We start from the raw sequence: 15,089 nt of genomic DNA, 5'->3' as shown, positions 1-15,089 counted from the left end.
TCCTGACGGAGCAAGCCTGGCAGCTCAATGCGCTGTGAAATACCGGCGCACCCCCGAGAGGCCCTGATAGCGAGGCTGCAGTGGGCGGCCGTTGTCCTCTCGGTATGACGCCCACTTTTTCTGCAAGCTGCGCCCCAGGTTTATCGAAGGCTTCTCGACACAGTAGTAAACGCAGGCCGACATCACCACCGCCAACAGTAAACTCGCTGCCAGTGTCACGCCAAGTGGCATCTGGGCGTACTGTGGAAAATGGTGTGTGATGACGTACTTCAGCAGTCTCGCGGCCAGCGGGTGCAGCAGGTATAGCGAATAACTGATTGCACCCAACCACACGAAAATGCGGTTGTTCAACTTCACATAGAGCGCACCCACCAGGAAAAGCATCATTCCCCAGATATAGGCCAGCATGCTCCAGCTCACCCACTCGAAGCCGCTAGACAAAGTGGTGAACAAAGACAGAAGTGGCTGCCTGAGAATCAGCAACAGGACAAGTACCACCGGCCACGCTTTGGGTATGCGCAAGCGGCCTGCGGCAATAACGCCATGCCGGTCGTCATACCAGGTGCGAAACAGCCCGCCCCAGAACATGATCGCCAGATGCCATGGCAAGCGGTTCCAGCTGCGATTGAGCGAGGTGATAATGGCTTCACTCATATTGGGGTTGGCATTTATCACCGCCTGAAGCAACAACAGCGACAAACAGATCGCCAACAGGGCGAGCGGTTTGTGCAGCCAACCGAGCAGAAACACACCGAGACAAAGACCATAGAACACGAGTTCCACTTCCAGAGTCCAGTACAGCCCTTGCAGCGGTTGCACATCGAAGAGTGTATAGAGCATCGGAATATTGCCGAGAATCTGTCCGACATCAATATCCCTGCCGGGCAGCACATACGAGACCAGAATCGCGCATGCCATCGCGATCCAGAAAGCCGGGTAGAGCCGGAAAAATCGACTGATCACAAATCCGCCTGCACCGGACATTCCACTGCCCCTGAGGCTCGGACAGATCACGAAGCCACTGATGGCAAAAAACGCGATGACACCCACACGCCCGAAATCCAGTTGCTGCGGTATCACGTACAGCAGCGATCCTGTCGATTGCGAGGTATCCATCGATGCCAGGATTGCGCTGCAGTGCATCCAGGCAACCATCAACGCCGCAATGCCGCGAATGGAGTCGATGTGACCAATGCGGTTCCGGGGCGGCTGTGCCGAGATCATGGACTCACTCCAGTTAAACGCCAACTTAAAGCGTATCTTGCGAACGTTACGGTTGTGCTATTTCACCTGTAATCTTTGCAGCGCAATGCCCATTTTTTATGACGACCAAAGGATCGCGAGTAAGCGACAGCCCAATGGCTGCCTCTATCGAGCGAGTCCGATGACACACCCAGCGAGCCGTATGACAGTAAGAAGTATAGTAAGTGTCGTTTTTATGTCCATTAGGCTACACACAGATGACATCGCAACGTTTGGGAGGGGTTGTACTGGCAACTGCCAACTTATAGAAATTGGCAGTTGCCAATTACTGTCAGTACATGGAAAATGGTACGGCTTAGCAAATAACTAGACGCTTGATGAACACACAAGCGCAGGCAATGACGACTCGAGGCACCTCTCTATGCCAGCACAGGATCATAAACTCACCACGCAGGAAATGGCGCGCTTCGTCGCCGATGGCTTTTTGCGCTTTGATGCACTGATACCCGACGACATTAACAAGAACGTCATCGAAGAACTCAGGCTGCTCGAAGAGAACAAAATCAACCAGATTGTCGGACTGCCAGCCGATGCCGGCGGGCCGCCGCGGCCGGCCAGCCTGACGCCGCTGTCGCAGTGCTATCCGGCGCCCTCGGTACTGGGCACCCTGCTGAACCTGCCGGAGGTACAGGGCATTATCGAGTCACTGGTGGGTCCCGACCCGCTGTTTGATCACGATTTTGTACACCGCTTGCCGGCGGGCAGCACCTATCACCAGCACCTGCATGTCGATGCCGTGATCGACAGCGCAGATCCGACGTTTGATATCCAGCTGTTCTACTTCCCACAGGATGTCGCGCCGGGAGCCGGCGGCACGCGGTTTGTGCCGGGCACCCATCTTCGCCGCACCCGCGCGGAAGGTGTCAGCCGCTTCCAGCACCTGCTGGGCGAGCAACAGTACAGCGGCACGGCAGGCACGCTGATGGTGTTTCACCACGGGCTGTGGCATGCCGGGCAGCCCAACCCCAGCGAGGTCGATCGCTGGATGTACAAGATTCGACTCAACCCTGCCGTCTCCCAGGTAAGGCGCTGGAACATGGACGATTTCGCGCAGATCCACAACGACGCCAGCGACCATACGTTCGCGCTGATGCGACAGGACAGCGTCGCGCAGGTGTTTCGCACCATGCAACCGTGGCAGAAAGGCCATGAAAGTCGCTACGAGCAGATGCAGCGCGCCCGGCTCTGGCGCTACCTGAGTGACGATCCGAATTTTGATGTCGACTACTACTACACACGCATCGAACAACGCGGGCGTTTGAGCGGGGGGCAACAGCAATGACTATGCGACAGCAGGTATTGTATCTGTGGCTGGCCGAGGGCGCGCTGGATACAGAAACCGTGGGCTGGGCGTTCCACGATGGCAGCAGCGGCAAGGGCCCGCAGTTACCCGAGGGAGAGCCACCGTACGCTACCGGGCTGGCCGCGCTGGAAGACGGCTGGTGCCTGTTCCAATCACCTGCGCCCCACCCGCTGTATCCCGGCGCCGAGTATGAAGTGTCTTACCCGGCCAATGAGTTTGTCTTCGAGCGGCGCGTCGAGATCTAGTCGGCCAGCTGCGCCTGCAGCGTCTGTTCGCTGATTTTTCCCTGCCGGTACAGCGTGGTCAGTGCGGCGCGCACGATATGCGCTGCATCTACCTCGAAGTGATCGCGCAGTGCGGCTCTGGATTCACTCAGGCCGAAACCATCGGTGCCCAGCACGGTATAACCGGTCGGCATCCAGCGGGCGATACCGCCGGGCAGCGATTTCTGGTAATCGGTGACGGCGACAATCGCCCCCTCGCTGTTGGCAAACAGTGATTCCACATACGGCGTCCGCCTCGGTTCTGTCGGATTGTTGCGCGCATCCTGTTCACAGTCTTCGGCCTCGCGCGCCAGTTCCACATAGCTGGTAACACTCCATATCGCGGGGGCGTAGCCCATTGCCTGCAAGTGGTCTGCCGCGGCTATGGCCTGCTGCATCATGGAACCGCTGGCCAGGATATCCACGTGCTCACCAGCGCCCGCTCCCGCCGCTGCAACGGCTCGCTCGCGCCAACAGTACGCGCCGCGAAGTATGCCTTCACTGACATCCTGCTCGGGCATCGCCGGCATCGGATAGTTCTCGTTATACAACGTGATGTAGTAGAAAATCTCCTCGCCTTCCTGATACATCCGGCGAATACCATCGCGCACGATAACCACCAGTTCATACGCAAAGCTGGGGTCGTAACTCTTGAGGTTCGGCACGGTACTGGCCAGTACATGGGAGTGACCGTCCTCGTGCTGCAGCCCCTCGCCATTCAGCGTTGTGCGCCCGGCAGTGCCGCCCAGCAGGAAGCCGCGCGCCATCATATCGGCGCAGGCCCAGATCATATCGCCGACACGCTGGAACCCGAACATCGAGTAGAAAATGTAGAACGGGATGGTGGGTACACCGTGAACCGCGTACGCGGTACCCGCCGCCAGAAAGGACGCCATCGCACCCGTTTCACAGATGCCTTCCTGCAGTATCTGGCCATCAACGGCCTCGCGGTAGGACATCAGCGATTCCGCATCCACCGGTGTGTATTTCTGTTCTACGGAGGAATAGATACCCGCCACCTTGAACAGCGCATCCATACCGAAAGTGCGCGCCTCATCCGGCACGATGGGTACCACGTAATCACCGATGGCCTTATCTTTCATCAGCAGCGCCAGCATGCGCACCATTGCCATCGTCGTTGAAATACTGCGTTCACCGCTGCCACCGAGGAACTGCTCGAACGATTCAAGCGGCGGCGGCTGCAGTTGCGGGCACTCAACGCGTCGCTGTGGCACATAACCGCCCAGCGCTGAGCGGCGCGCCTTGAGGTATTGCATCTCCTCACTGTCTTCTGGCGGTCGGTAAAACTCCGCCCGTACAGCTTCCTCATCCTGCAGCGGAATACCGTAAGCGCGGGCACAGGCCAGCCGCTCTTCTGCACTGAGATCTTTCTTCTGGTGGGCGTTGTTGCGCCCTTCAGCCGCCGGGCCCATGCCATCGCCCTTCACCGTTTTTACCAGAATCACTGTGGGTCGATCGCTTGTCTGGCTCGCCTTGGCGAAGGCCGCAAACAGTTTTTTCGGGTCCTGCCCGCCGCGTTTGATCTGTTTCAGCTCCTCATCCGTCAGCGAGTTCATCATGCGCTCCAGCGCCGGATCACCTTTAACCCAGTGTTCGCGCTGTGCGTTGCCGGGAAGAATGGAATAGCGCTGGTAATCGCCGTCCACGCACTCCTCCATGCGATGGCGCAGTATGCCGTTGCGATCACTGGCCAGCAGGCCGTCCCAACCGCTGCCCCAGATCACCTTGATGACGTTCCAGTCGGCACCGCGGAATGCGCGCTCCAGCTCCTGAATGATTTTCCCGTTGCCGCGCACCGGGCCATCCAGCCGCTGCAGGTTACAGTTGACGACCAGCACCAGATTATCAAGTTTTTCCCGCGCGGCGATGTTGATGGTGCCTACCACTTCCGGTTCGTCGGACTCACCATCTCCGATAAAGCACCAGAACTTGCCGCCACCCTTGGGTTTCAGGCCCCGGTTCTCGAGGTAGCGGGCGAAGCGTGCCTGATAGATCGCCGAGGGCGTGGACAGCCCCATGGATGCGTTCGGCATCTGCCAGAAATCGGGCATCGAGCGCGGGTGTGGATAGGAACTGAGTCCGCCGCCGGGCTGCAACTCGCGCCGGAAGTTTTTCAATTGCGCTTCGCTCAAGCGCCCCTCCAGAAACGCGCGTGCATAGATACCGGGCGCCGCATGTGGCTGCGGGATAACGACATCGCCATCGGCACTGTCAGTGCGGGCGCGGAAGAAATGGTTGAAGCCGACCTCCAGCATGGTCGCCGCCGACGCGTAGGTGGCGATATGACCGCCGACACCTTCACCCGCATCCTGTCCGCGCAGCACCATCGCCATAGCGTTCCAGCGCACGATATTCTCGATGCGCTTCTCCATCTCTATATCGCCGGGATAGGCCGCCTGTTCAGACACCGGAATGGTGTTGATGTAGGGCGTGTTCAGTGTTGCCTCACTGAGCACAATGCCGCGATCCAGCGCGTGGTTCTGCAGGGCCCTGAGAATATCCCGGACACCCGCCTCGTCGTACTGGCGATAGATATCATCCAGCGCCTGCTTCCACTCCTGCCGATCCAGCGCCATATCATCAATCAGTGTAGGGGCACTCTGGTCTGTCATTACTTAACTCCGCTCTCATTCTGTGCGATATAACCGCCTGCACGGGGCAGGCCGAGTAATCCCGGCACCTGTCGTGCTGCGGGGGTGCTGCCCCTGAACCAGGGCGGCGGCATACGCATGCCATAGCTGGCCGCCGACAGCGCGATTGTCTGCCAGGCGATAAACAACCAGCCATTGTCAAACAACGCATAGTGCGTGAGGCACAGCGTCAGGTTAGGTATATGGGTGCGCGGCACCTTGGCGCGAATGGACGCCGGGGTATCGTGCTCTGGCGATACCCAGACATCCCAGAACATATCCATCCACAGCGCCTGCCACACCGACGTGAGGGTATACGCCAGCAGCCATGTACCGAGCAACGGCCAGCCCGGCCCTATCGCCAGCGCCAGCTGCCAGAAGGACAGAAAAAACAAACCGGTGGTGACGCCCCACGCGAGGCCAAAAAATCCCTGCGAAAAAAACGCCAGTGGGCGGCCAAAACGCAAGGTATTGTGGTACCAGTAGCCCCAGTAAGCCCCGAGCATAAACACCGTTATCAGCGCTGTCGCCAGCCACCACCAGGGATCGGACAACTGCCCGGGCTGCACCAATGGACTCTCCATCACAGCCGCGAGCGCACCGCTGAAAATCGCAACGAGAATACAGAAACACCAGTACAGGGCAGCCCTTGCCCACGCTGCGGGTGCCGAGTATGTGTCGGGTGAATGCTGTCTCAGGCGCACATGGACCAGAGCCAGTACCACCATGGCCAACCCTGTAATAACGGCCAGTATTTCCAACTGTACCTCCACCTTATTATGTCCGGCACCGCGCTGTTTTACGTCCGGCGCTGCGCATTGCAATAATGCGACTTATATCAACGAAAGCGCATTTGTGCCTGTTGCCTTGCATTCTAGCCACTGACCCACGGGGAAAATTGACAATACGCAAAGAATCACTACTGCGCCTATTGAACACTAGCACCAGCATAAAAAGCCGGATTCAGCGTGAAACAGACAACTACAGCCAGAGACGACGCAGCAGTGCAGCAGCTTCCGACCCTGTTCAATTACATTGACGGGGATATTGTTGAGCCCGTTGTTGATCGCGGCAACGATCTTAAAAATCCGAATGACCTGACGGTGCTGCAGGCTCAGCAGAGCGCATCCGAAGAACAGTTGGAAACCGCGCTTGCAGCCTCGGACCGTGCGTACGAGCAAGGGGAGTGGGAAAACACCCCTGCGCGGACGCGCGCCGACATTCTCGACACCATTGCCGATAAACTGGATAACCCGGAGATCGCTGCGCAGATGGCCTATGCCGATGCAGTGACAACAGGTGCGGTGATCCAGATTACACAGCTGATGGCAAAACTGGCGCCCTTCGCCTATCGCGCGGCGGCAAACCATCTGCGCACCGGTGCAATGGATAAAGTCCTGCCGGGAAAGCTGGGTGATGTCAGTTACCTGCGCCGCCCCTGGGGGCCGGCGCTACTGGTTGTTCCGTGGAATGGCCCCACAGCTATCGGTTCACACAAAATAGCCAGCGCCCTCGCCGCCGGCGCGCCGTGCATCGTCAAGCCGTCGGAGTGGGCACCGCACTCGGCACTGGTGATGGCAGACGCAATACAAAACAGCGACCTGCCGCAGGGAACCTTTCAGCTACTCTGTGGCAGCCGCGATCTGGGCAGCCAGATGGTGTCCGATGAGCGCATCAAGGCGATTTCATTCACCGGCGGTACCGCAGGCGGGCGCTCCATCGCTCACGCCTGTGCAGACTCCTTCCGCCCGACCCAACTGGAACTGGGCGGCAATAACCCGCTGGTGGTGTTTGAGGATGCCGATCTGGATCTGGCGGCCGACGGTATTGTCTACGGCCTTTCCAACCTCAACGCCCAGTGGTGCCGGGCGCTGGGACGACTGCTGGTGCATCGCAGCGTAAAAGAAGCGCTGCTGGAGCGCGTGGCCCAGCGGCTAGCGAAACTGAAACTGGGCAACTCATTGGATCAGACCAGCGAGATGGGCCCGCTTATCCACGAACAGCAGTACCGTTCCATACTGGCGACCATCGACGAATTGCAGGCCAGCGGCGGCAAGGTACTGCAGTTCACCAAAATGCCGGATCTGCCCGGCTACTTTGTACCACCCACATTGATCGATGGTTGCACCCCGGAGCACACCATGGAAGAAGTGTTCGGCCCGGTGGCCTGCATACACAGCTTCGATAGCGATTCGGAAGCACTGGCGCTGGCCAATGGTACGCCGTTCGGATTGGCCGCCTATGTCTACAGCAAGAATGAAGCCAGAGCCCACCATTTTGCCACCCGCCTGCGCACCGGCGGCGTCAAGATCAATGGCTACAGCCTGCTTTCCCTGAGCCCCGACGCTCCTCGCGGTGCCTGGGGCCTTTCCGGGCTCGGCGAAGAGGGCACGGCCGAATCCATCGAGTTCTTTACCGGCGCCCGCGTGATCGGCGTATCGCCACAGGACACTATCGTCAGCTGAACCGGCTGCGCAGAAAACCGCGCCCAACCGATACACCTGTGCCAGAATGTAAGACTGCAAACGGCGGGATGAATCAGGTGGAGGTGGCGCGTGAACTACCACAGCATTTGCGAGTTACTCGAAGGCAAGGTTCGCGGCCAGCCTGTCGCGATTCGGCGCTTTGAGGAACAACCGCCAGCGGGCTTCGATGGCCTGAAGGTCGACCCCTGCCAAATCCTCCGGCACGCCATGGACGATGGCCGCCGCGTGTACTTCGACCACGAGCACCAGGATTGCATTCACGGCGCCTTCATCACCGGCGTACACCCCGGCAACGAGCAGATCCGCAGCGGCCACCTGCTCACCGATTACATCCCCGCCTACAACCTCGACGCAGCCCACACCTTCAACAGCGGCGAATACATACTTCCCCAGGGCACCGTCAAAGGCTTCTGCGCAGCGCCCCTGCCCAATCTCCCCGAGAATTTTGAGCCTGAGTGGATCGTGCTCGTCTGCACGCCAGCCACCGCCGCACTGGCCGGTGCTGCGCGAGCAGTAAAAGACGGCACACGGCCCGATACCGCAGCCGGGAATTCGTTCTGCAGCGACCTCTTTGTCACGCCGATCTACACCGACAACGTGGTGGTGACCACCGGCGATATGGGCGGGCGCATGAACAACAAGCTGAAAGAGTCAGAAATGTTCGTGATCATCCCCGTGCGCTGGCTGCCCGGACTGCTCGACATTTTTGGCAAGGACCCCGACGTAAAGGGCATCTACGAAGCCACCCGCCCCGAGGATTCCGCCTACTGGCAGCGCCAGCAGGAAAAAGCCGCCCGCGCGGCAACCCCAATGGCCGGGCAGGCGCACGCAGACAGCCTGGAGCTAACCATCAGCATGCCGTGGGACAAGGCAGCGCTGGACGCCATCGCCGGGGCCCCGCGTTTTGTTCGCGCAATGGCCATCGGCAACGTGGAGGACTACGCCGATGACAACGATTACGACACAGTCACACTGGCAGTCGTTGAAGCGCAAGCCGAAAGCGTTGGCATGGGAAAGTTCATGCGCAGAGCGGTGGGCAAGAAGGCGTTCTGGCGGCGCTGGCTGGATAGAAAAGCGAGCAAATAGATTGCGCCTGACCTGATGCAAGGTGCGCAATCAGCCTTTGTTCTACCGAATGCGTCTGCTGGCAAGCGAACTTCCCCGGTTAACGCTGTAGATGGTGGATTCTGCTTACCTGTTGTACCGTAATAGAATGGCCACGTTGTTTCATAGATCCATCTAGTGTTTTAGCGGTTAGGACTACCGATAGACCTATGCACATTGAACAAGAACTTGCCTCGTGGGACGGTAGATCGGCTGCTGACATTAAGGCCATATATGACGCGCACAATACGGACAGCAACTTCCCTGACGAAATTATTGCGCTGTCATTCAGGGAACCTTGTGAAAAGGGAGCCACCTGGTTGTTGAAGGCATGGCTTGAAACGGGAAATACGTTAGAGCAACGCCAGATTAAGAAAATATATGGATCACTCGATCAATTGAAGCACTGGGAAGCCAGACTGCATGTGCTTCAAAGCATCCCATTTATGCAAGTTCCCGATGCTGAGAGCAGTAAGGTCTACCACTTCTTGATGCAGATGATCACCGACCAAAACAAGTTCGTACGAGCTTGGTCATACAACGGGCTTTATGAACTAAGCAGGCAGCACTCGAAATATGCGGATGAGACCAGGCAATACTTGGAAATGGCGATGCGTGATGAGGCACCGTCCGTCAAAGCACGGATTCGAAATACTATGAAAAAGTGGCTGAAGTAATCCGCAGGAAACCCGCACTATCGGACCTGTATGAAAAGCAGACTACATCGTGATCGATAACCCTCCAGCGACACATGCCAGCACCGTGCTTAAGTCACTTAATGCTAAGGCAACCTTCAGTGAAGTTTGAACTATCGAGCAATCTCAGCATCACCCCCGAGGAAGTCAAAGGGCTGCTCACCATGAAGGGTGTGAACAGGGAGCTGAGCCCTTTCATCCGCATGACGGCGCCTCCGGAATGGTCAGAGAAGCCAATCATCGAATGGCCAACCGATGAAGCACTCTTCTCAAGCTGGATACTCCTTTTTGGCATCCTTCCGATCGACCGGCACAAGTTCTTCTTTAAGCGCATAGATGACCAACAGGGTTTCGCAGAGGCCTCCAGTTCTACCACCAATAAGCTATGGGCCCATCGGCGGGAATTCGTTAGAAACGGAGATATATGCAGGGTCACCGACACTGTCGAATTCCAATGTAGACTGCCTATGTTGGGATATGTTCTAGCGCCTCTTTACCACTTCATATTCAAGCATCGTCATCGAGTGCTGAGGTCACAATACGGTAGCCGTTGAACAGCCAGTTCGGCCTGAGGTCTGTAAAGAATGTAACCATCGGGACGCAGCTTATAACCAGAAAGCGTTTCCGCTGAAACGCGCTGCATCATTTTTAGCCAGCTCGCTATTCAATATAGGGCGTTATAGGTAGCCGTCGCGGAAGAGGAAACGAGGGCAGAGCAATTTGCCAAGCTACCACTGGCGGATGACTGTGTTAATCTAAACACTCCAAAGGACTGGAGAACCAACATGGAAGTCATTCGAACAATAAAGGCTGGCATGCCCGGCAGCCGACAGGGTCAAAAACACTGGGGCGACGACCTTGTCGCCTTTCGCTACAGACGCGACACAAGCAAGCTCTACACCACGATAGAAACCGTCGTTGATGAACGCGAACACACCCAAACCCGATGTCTCACTGAATGCGGTGCACTCCTTCAAGCGGCGACAGCTCATCGCCCTGCCTATCGCATTTGAAGAGGACGTATTGCGCGCAGCCGCTAAACGAAAACTTTGGGTAATGCCCTACCGTACTACAGCTGCTCTGGGCCTAAACAACAGGATAATTGAGGGGCTGGCAGAGAAGTGTATGCGTAAGCTTCCCCGTCAAGTAGACAGTTCATAAATAGAGTTTCCAGCGGATTGTTGTCTTGCTTCAAGCGGTGTCATATCACCCAGGGCATCGTGAGGCCGCTCCTCGTTGTATTCGATCATCCACCAGTACGTCGCCTCTCGGACATGATCGAGCGATGTGAACAGATACTGGTCCAGCACTTCCTCACGATAGGTCCGATTGAATCGCTCAATGTAAGCGTTCTGGTTCGGCTTTCCTGGCTGTATATACTGAATCGCCATCCCTGCTTCCTTGGCCCATGCGGTGAAGACTTCCCCTAAGAACTCAGGGCCGTTATCCGTCCTCAGAACCTGGGGTAAGCCATGCTCTCGTTGAAGCTGCTCAAACACGCGGACAAGGCGCGCGGACGTGATCGAGGTATCAATCTCAATATGAAGCGCTTCACGGTTGAAATCGTCGGTCACGTTGAATGTGCGGTACCGCTTACCGGAATGCAGTGAGTCTGACATAAAATCCGCTGACCAAACCGTATCGGGCAGCTCTGGCACATAAAGCTCTACCCGGTGTCGTTTGGGTAAGCGCTTCTTGGCACGTCGTTGTAGGTTCAGCTGCATCAGTTTGTATACCCGGTACGTACGCTTGTGATTCCAGAGGTAGCCCTGTCGGCGCAGTTGCTTGTGGCACTTCCAGAAGCCGCGACTCGGACGCCCCTCCACCAGCCTAGCCAATGCTGCGATGACCTCCGCATCCCGCACCGTCCAGTGTTCAGGAACCTTGTAGTAAGCTGATCTGGAAAGCCCTACACACCGGCAAGATTGGGCGATCGACAGTTTCTGTTCATCGACCAGATAGTCAGCGGCCGCGCGCTTGTCCGCCGGTGTTACAGCTTTTTTGTGATCAACTCCTTCATCGCAGCGTTTTCCAGGGCCAGGTCTGCGTACATTCGCTTTAGCTTGGCATTCTCTGCCTCGACTTCCTTAACCCGTTTTAGTTCGGAGGCCTCCATGCCGCCGTACTTTGATTTCCACGAGTAGTAGGTTGGTGACGAGATGCCATGCTTACGGCAGACATCTTTTACCAGCATTCCGGCATCAGCTTCCTTCAGGATCTGGACGATCTGACTCTCGGTAAACCTTGATTTCTTCATGTGAACCTCCTAGCTATAAAATGCCAGAAAGCTCTACTTTTGTCCTGTCTTCGTGTTGGGGAAGCTTACGGTACTAGAGCGATCTGGCACCTTCCTTCAAGAGAACACGCGGTAGTTACTAGTTTAAATGTAGTGCCAACCTTCAACGAAAACAGAACCAATGCAGCGGGGATTTACAACCATTCTTGATCTGGGTTTTAATAATTGGTGCTGCCACATAACAAGTCCGGCAGTACACCCCTGGGGGAAAAGGGACAGATCTATTTACCAAGCTATCCAGTATCTAAGAAACTTCCAAAAATTGACACATCACTAATGTCAGACGTGCTGCCTTTTTGCCCGTGGCGAGAGAAGGCAATCCTCGCACCCAACCGGCCACTGGAAGCGGGCTATGTTAGTCTAAGCGTTCCCAAGGACTGGAGAACCAACATGGAAGTCATTTGCACAATAAGGCCCGACATGCCCGGGCACCAACCCCTTCAGGCATTGCGACTCTCTTTTACGTCATCAGCAAGCCAAGACTTGATGAGAGACTGATAAGGCATGTCGCGCTTTTTGGCTTCGATCTTAATACTATCGAGCAAGCCTTCCGGTAACCTCAGTGAAATAGTTTTAGTTGCGGGCTTTAGGTTTGGCATTGTAACTGATCGAGCCTGCTTCCAATCGACATAATCACTGGAATCATGCTTCTCCCAAAAAGCTCGCTCCTCGGCCTCAGTTTTAAATTTGGGTATGGTTTTAACTTTGCTCATAAATATTCCTCTCCTTTCGGTGCATATCACGAGCGGAAATTACACGTATCAACGTAGCATTGGAACGCAGGGTAAAAGATAATGGGGGGCGGATTCGTTTGCTGCAAACGGTACGAGCAGGAAGACTCTGCACTGTGTGCGCAGAAGATTGTCTACTTTTGGTGGGTAGGACCAGTGGCTATGCCTGAATACAATTGGGAGTGTAGCGTTTGCGGAAGATCCAATAGTTCAAGCGAGACTATTTGCTCCGGATGTAACTCACTGCCAAACTTGACCGGTTTAGAGATTGAGGCGCGTCGATCCGGCGCGCCAAATGTCAAAGCATATCTTCTCTCCCAGTATCGTAAGAAGGTGCAAGATCCTTATGTAATCGATATGGTTAAATGCTTTATCATGTTTTTTCTAGTATTCGGACTATTTAGGCTTTCAATCTGGCTAGAATCCACGGCCCTGATGTTAATCTCAGTCCCGCCTTTTCTGTATATGTTCGTCTTTTTCTGGAGAGTTTGGTGGCAGCTGATTAGGTACTTTTTTACTGGCAAGCCATATGAGCGTGTATAAGCACCTAGCAAATCAAGCCACGCGGACGTCAGAACGGCTGCGCGGTTTTGACGCCGGAGTTTGATGCGTTATGCGACTCCGTAACACCGTAGAGAATCAATGCATAGTAGTTACCGGCCTACCTGGAAGCGGTAAATCGACAATAGGCAAACAGATAGCAGATGCTTTAAAGTTCGATTTCCTAGATAAAGATAACTTCTTGGAGAAATTGTTTCGGGAAAGGGGCTGCGGAGATTCTAACTGGAGACAGAAACTAAGCAGGGAAAGCGATGCACAGTTTCTCCGTGATGCTGGCACACTAAAATCAGCAGTACTAGTTTCTCATTGGAGGCCCACTAATGATAGTTCCAATTCAGGAACCCCAACTGATTGGATTAGTGAGAATTTTTCTAAAGTAGTTGAGGTTTATTGCATTTGTTCTGTTGAAGAAGCCACAAAACGATTCATAGATCGAAATCGTCATCCAGGACATCTGGATAGCCATAGATCTAGAGAGGAAATATTGGAATGGATGACTAATTATCAACAAGCTTTACCACTATCTATTGGTATTCTCGAAAGCATTGAAACTAGTGCCGATGTAAAATTGGACACAGTGCTAGAAAGGTTGGCTAAGCATGTTCGTATCGACGCATAACAAGTGCGAGCGGTGCATCTAACTGCCGCCCCAGCCGTGAGCGTTAATGCTCACTAAAATATGCACCCATCAGGACCCCGCTTATAACCAAAACACGTTTCCGCGGAAACGCGCCTCATAATTTCTGGCCATCTCGTTTTTGGTGCACGACATTACAAACGGCTGCCTCAACCATAACGAGAAAGCGACACATCCCAAAGCCGCGTAGCATCCTGTCGCCATTGATATCGCTCCAGCAGATGATCTTCACCCAGCCAGAAACTGGCCTCCTGATCGTACTAATCCCCGAGGTACTGACAGCGCCTGCAATTGCGCGATGCACCTGAGGCATCCTGCAGCACCTCGGGGAAAAGGGACGGATCTATTTACCAAGCTATCCTGTATCTAAGAATCTTTCAAAATTGATACATCACTTATGTCAGATGTGCTGCCTTTTTGCCCGTGGCGAGAGAAGCTACTTTTGGTGGGTAGGACCAGCGCCTTGACGAGTGTTGCGCAACGCGCTACGCTATTTGCATGATCAAGACCTTCAAGCACAAAGGGCTCAGAAAATTCTACGAGGTAGGCAGCAAGCAGGGCGTACAGGCCCAGCATGTACCCAAGCTTCGTATGCAGCTAGCCGCCTTGGATTCAGCCCATTGCATCGAAGACCTTGATATTCCCGGTTACCGGTTACCGGTTACATCAACTAAAGGGGGACCGAAAAGGCATTTGGTCAATTTCCGTAAGCGGTAACTGGCGAATTACGTTTGAGTTTATCGACGGCAACGTCTATATCGTCAACTATGAGGATTATCACTAATGGCTATGCACAACCCTCCGCATCCAGGTGAATTTATTCAGGCAACCTATATGGAGCCTTACGGACTAAGCTGCCGTTTTTTGGCGGAGCAGCTCGATGTAGCTGCATCTACGCTCAATCGAGTCCTGAAGAAGCAAAGTGGCATTAGTCCAGAGATGGCGCTGCGTCTTTCTAAGGCCTTGGGTCGCAGTCCTGAGAGCTGGCTAACCATGCAGGGCGCATATGATCTCTTCCAGGCGAAGAATGGTGTGAAACTTAATCGGGTTCAAAGGGTTACCCTGGATGCCGCGTGATGGGTTCGGCAATTCAACAGTC

15 protein-coding genes are annotated in these 15,089 nt (G+C 55.2%); 10 read left to right on the top strand and 5 right to left on the bottom strand.

All coding sequences use genetic code 11. The features are described from left to right. Positions 1-24: 24 nt before the first annotated feature. A complete protein-coding gene (locus AC0L6S_RS19110; protein WP_473425709.1) occupies positions 25-1,224 on the bottom strand; it encodes an acyltransferase family protein in 1,200 nt (399 codons plus the stop codon). Between the two features lie 400 nt (positions 1,225-1,624). Between AC0L6S_RS19110 and AC0L6S_RS19105 the strand changes: the two genes are divergently transcribed. Further along, the gene (locus tag AC0L6S_RS19105) at positions 1,625-2,545 is read left to right on the top strand and encodes a phytanoyl-CoA dioxygenase family protein (RefSeq protein WP_473425708.1); all 921 of its coding nucleotides are present in this window, start codon (positions 1,625-1,627) and stop codon (positions 2,543-2,545) included. Continuing rightward, the gene (locus AC0L6S_RS19100; protein ID WP_473425707.1) at positions 2,542-2,811 is read left to right on the top strand and encodes a hypothetical protein; all 270 of its coding nucleotides are present in this window, start codon (positions 2,542-2,544) and stop codon (positions 2,809-2,811) included. Before AC0L6S_RS19105 ends, AC0L6S_RS19100 begins: the two co-directional genes overlap by 4 nt. Here AC0L6S_RS19100 and aceE read toward each other — a convergent pair. Together aceE and AC0L6S_RS19090 are read right to left on the bottom strand one after the other, a co-directional pair. Continuing rightward, positions 2,808-5,462 carry a pyruvate dehydrogenase (acetyl-transferring), homodimeric type gene (gene aceE, locus AC0L6S_RS19095; protein WP_473425706.1) on the bottom strand — a complete coding sequence of 885 codons (2,655 nt, stop codon included), beginning with the start codon at positions 5,460-5,462 and terminating at the stop codon, positions 2,808-2,810. The two genes, AC0L6S_RS19100 and aceE, sit on opposite strands and share 4 nt — an antisense overlap. After that, a complete protein-coding gene (locus AC0L6S_RS19090) occupies positions 5,462-6,253 on the bottom strand; it encodes a hypothetical protein (protein WP_473425705.1) in 792 nt (263 codons plus the stop codon). The genes aceE and AC0L6S_RS19090 overlap by 1 nt, the downstream gene beginning before the upstream one ends. A gap of 195 nt (positions 6,254-6,448) precedes the next feature. Here AC0L6S_RS19090 and AC0L6S_RS19085 point away from each other — a divergent pair, with 195 nt between their 5' ends. The 4 genes from AC0L6S_RS19085 to AC0L6S_RS19070 all read left to right on the top strand — a co-directional run bounded on the left by AC0L6S_RS19085 (position 6,449) and on the right by AC0L6S_RS19070 (position 10,778). Beyond that, the gene (locus tag AC0L6S_RS19085) at positions 6,449-7,945 is read left to right on the top strand and encodes an aldehyde dehydrogenase family protein (protein WP_473425704.1); all 1,497 of its coding nucleotides are present in this window, start codon (positions 6,449-6,451) and stop codon (positions 7,943-7,945) included. A gap of 90 nt (positions 7,946-8,035) precedes the next feature. Next, positions 8,036-9,052 carry a DUF169 domain-containing protein gene (locus tag AC0L6S_RS19080; RefSeq protein ID WP_473425703.1) on the top strand — a complete coding sequence of 339 codons (1,017 nt, stop codon included), beginning with the start codon at positions 8,036-8,038 and terminating at the stop codon, positions 9,050-9,052. A gap of 188 nt (positions 9,053-9,240) precedes the next feature. Continuing rightward, on the top strand, positions 9,241-9,747 hold the full coding sequence (locus AC0L6S_RS19075) for a hypothetical protein (protein ID WP_473425702.1): 507 nt from the start codon (positions 9,241-9,243) through the stop codon (positions 9,745-9,747). 803 nt (positions 9,748-10,550) lie between these two features. After that, complete coding sequence (locus AC0L6S_RS19070) at positions 10,551-10,778, top strand: hypothetical protein (protein ID WP_473425701.1); 228 nt, start codon at positions 10,551-10,553, stop codon at positions 10,776-10,778. A gap of 129 nt (positions 10,779-10,907) precedes the next feature. On the opposite strand, the gene AC0L6S_RS19065 is transcribed toward AC0L6S_RS19070, so the two are convergent. Further along, positions 10,908-12,022, bottom strand: a protein-coding gene (locus AC0L6S_RS19065; protein ID WP_473425700.1) for an IS3 family transposase whose coding sequence is annotated in 2 segments (ribosomal slippage) — positions 10,908-11,770 and positions 11,770-12,022 — 1,116 coding nt in all. Because the reading frame shifts where the segments join, the coding sequence is not laid out codon by codon here. A gap of 479 nt (positions 12,023-12,501) precedes the next feature. After that, entirely contained in the window at positions 12,502-12,774 is a 273-nt protein-coding gene (locus AC0L6S_RS19060) for a BrnA antitoxin family protein (RefSeq protein ID WP_473425699.1), read from the bottom strand. A gap of 631 nt (positions 12,775-13,405) precedes the next feature. Here AC0L6S_RS19060 and AC0L6S_RS19055 point away from each other — a divergent pair. From AC0L6S_RS19055 to AC0L6S_RS19040, 4 genes are all read left to right on the top strand, one after another. After that, positions 13,406-13,972, top strand: coding sequence for a P-loop nucleotide/nucleoside kinase family protein (locus AC0L6S_RS19055; RefSeq protein WP_473425698.1), 567 nt, complete (start codon positions 13,406-13,408; stop codon positions 13,970-13,972). Positions 13,973-14,488: 516 nt separating this feature from the next. Next, positions 14,489-14,707: a type II toxin-antitoxin system RelE/ParE family toxin gene (locus AC0L6S_RS19050; RefSeq protein WP_473425697.1), complete on the top strand. Its 219-nt coding sequence runs from the start codon at positions 14,489-14,491 to the stop codon at positions 14,705-14,707. Continuing rightward, positions 14,682-14,774, top strand: coding sequence for a type II toxin-antitoxin system RelE/ParE family toxin (locus AC0L6S_RS19045; RefSeq protein WP_473428644.1), 93 nt, complete (start codon positions 14,682-14,684; stop codon positions 14,772-14,774). Before AC0L6S_RS19050 ends, AC0L6S_RS19045 begins: the two co-directional genes overlap by 26 nt. Continuing rightward, entirely contained in the window at positions 14,774-15,067 is a 294-nt protein-coding gene (locus AC0L6S_RS19040) for a HigA family addiction module antitoxin (protein ID WP_473425696.1), read from the top strand. The genes AC0L6S_RS19045 and AC0L6S_RS19040 overlap by 1 nt, the downstream gene beginning before the upstream one ends. Positions 15,068-15,089: the final 22 nt, after the last annotated feature.

This window comes from Halioglobus sp. D3-4 (assembly GCF_055809315.1).
This window is presented reverse-complemented; position numbering and strand designations above follow the sequence as displayed.

What these genes read in the sequence shown, in the direction of transcription:
- aceE (WP_473425706.1), bottom strand. Translation starts at nt 5,462, where the DNA reads ATGACAGACCAGAGTGCCCCTACACTGATTGATGATATGGCGCTGGAT.
- AC0L6S_RS19075 (WP_473425702.1), top strand. Translation starts at nt 9,241, where the DNA reads ATGCACATTGAACAAGAACTTGCCTCGTGGGACGGTAGATCGGCTGCT.
- AC0L6S_RS19070 (WP_473425701.1), top strand. Translation starts at nt 10,551, where the DNA reads ATGGAAGTCATTCGAACAATAAAGGCTGGCATGCCCGGCAGCCGACAG.
- AC0L6S_RS19055 (WP_473425698.1), top strand. Translation starts at nt 13,406, where the DNA reads ATGCGACTCCGTAACACCGTAGAGAATCAATGCATAGTAGTTACCGGC.
- AC0L6S_RS19100 (WP_473425707.1), top strand. Translation starts at nt 2,542, where the DNA reads ATGACTATGCGACAGCAGGTATTGTATCTGTGGCTGGCCGAGGGCGCG.
- AC0L6S_RS19060 (WP_473425699.1), bottom strand. Translation starts at nt 12,774, where the DNA reads ATGAGCAAAGTTAAAACCATACCCAAATTTAAAACTGAGGCCGAGGAG.
- AC0L6S_RS19040 (WP_473425696.1), top strand. Translation starts at nt 14,774, where the DNA reads ATGGCTATGCACAACCCTCCGCATCCAGGTGAATTTATTCAGGCAACC.
- AC0L6S_RS19050 (WP_473425697.1), top strand. Translation starts at nt 14,489, where the DNA reads ATGATCAAGACCTTCAAGCACAAAGGGCTCAGAAAATTCTACGAGGTA.
- AC0L6S_RS19110 (WP_473425709.1), bottom strand. Translation starts at nt 1,224, where the DNA reads ATGATCTCGGCACAGCCGCCCCGGAACCGCATTGGTCACATCGACTCC.
- AC0L6S_RS19105 (WP_473425708.1), top strand. Translation starts at nt 1,625, where the DNA reads ATGCCAGCACAGGATCATAAACTCACCACGCAGGAAATGGCGCGCTTC.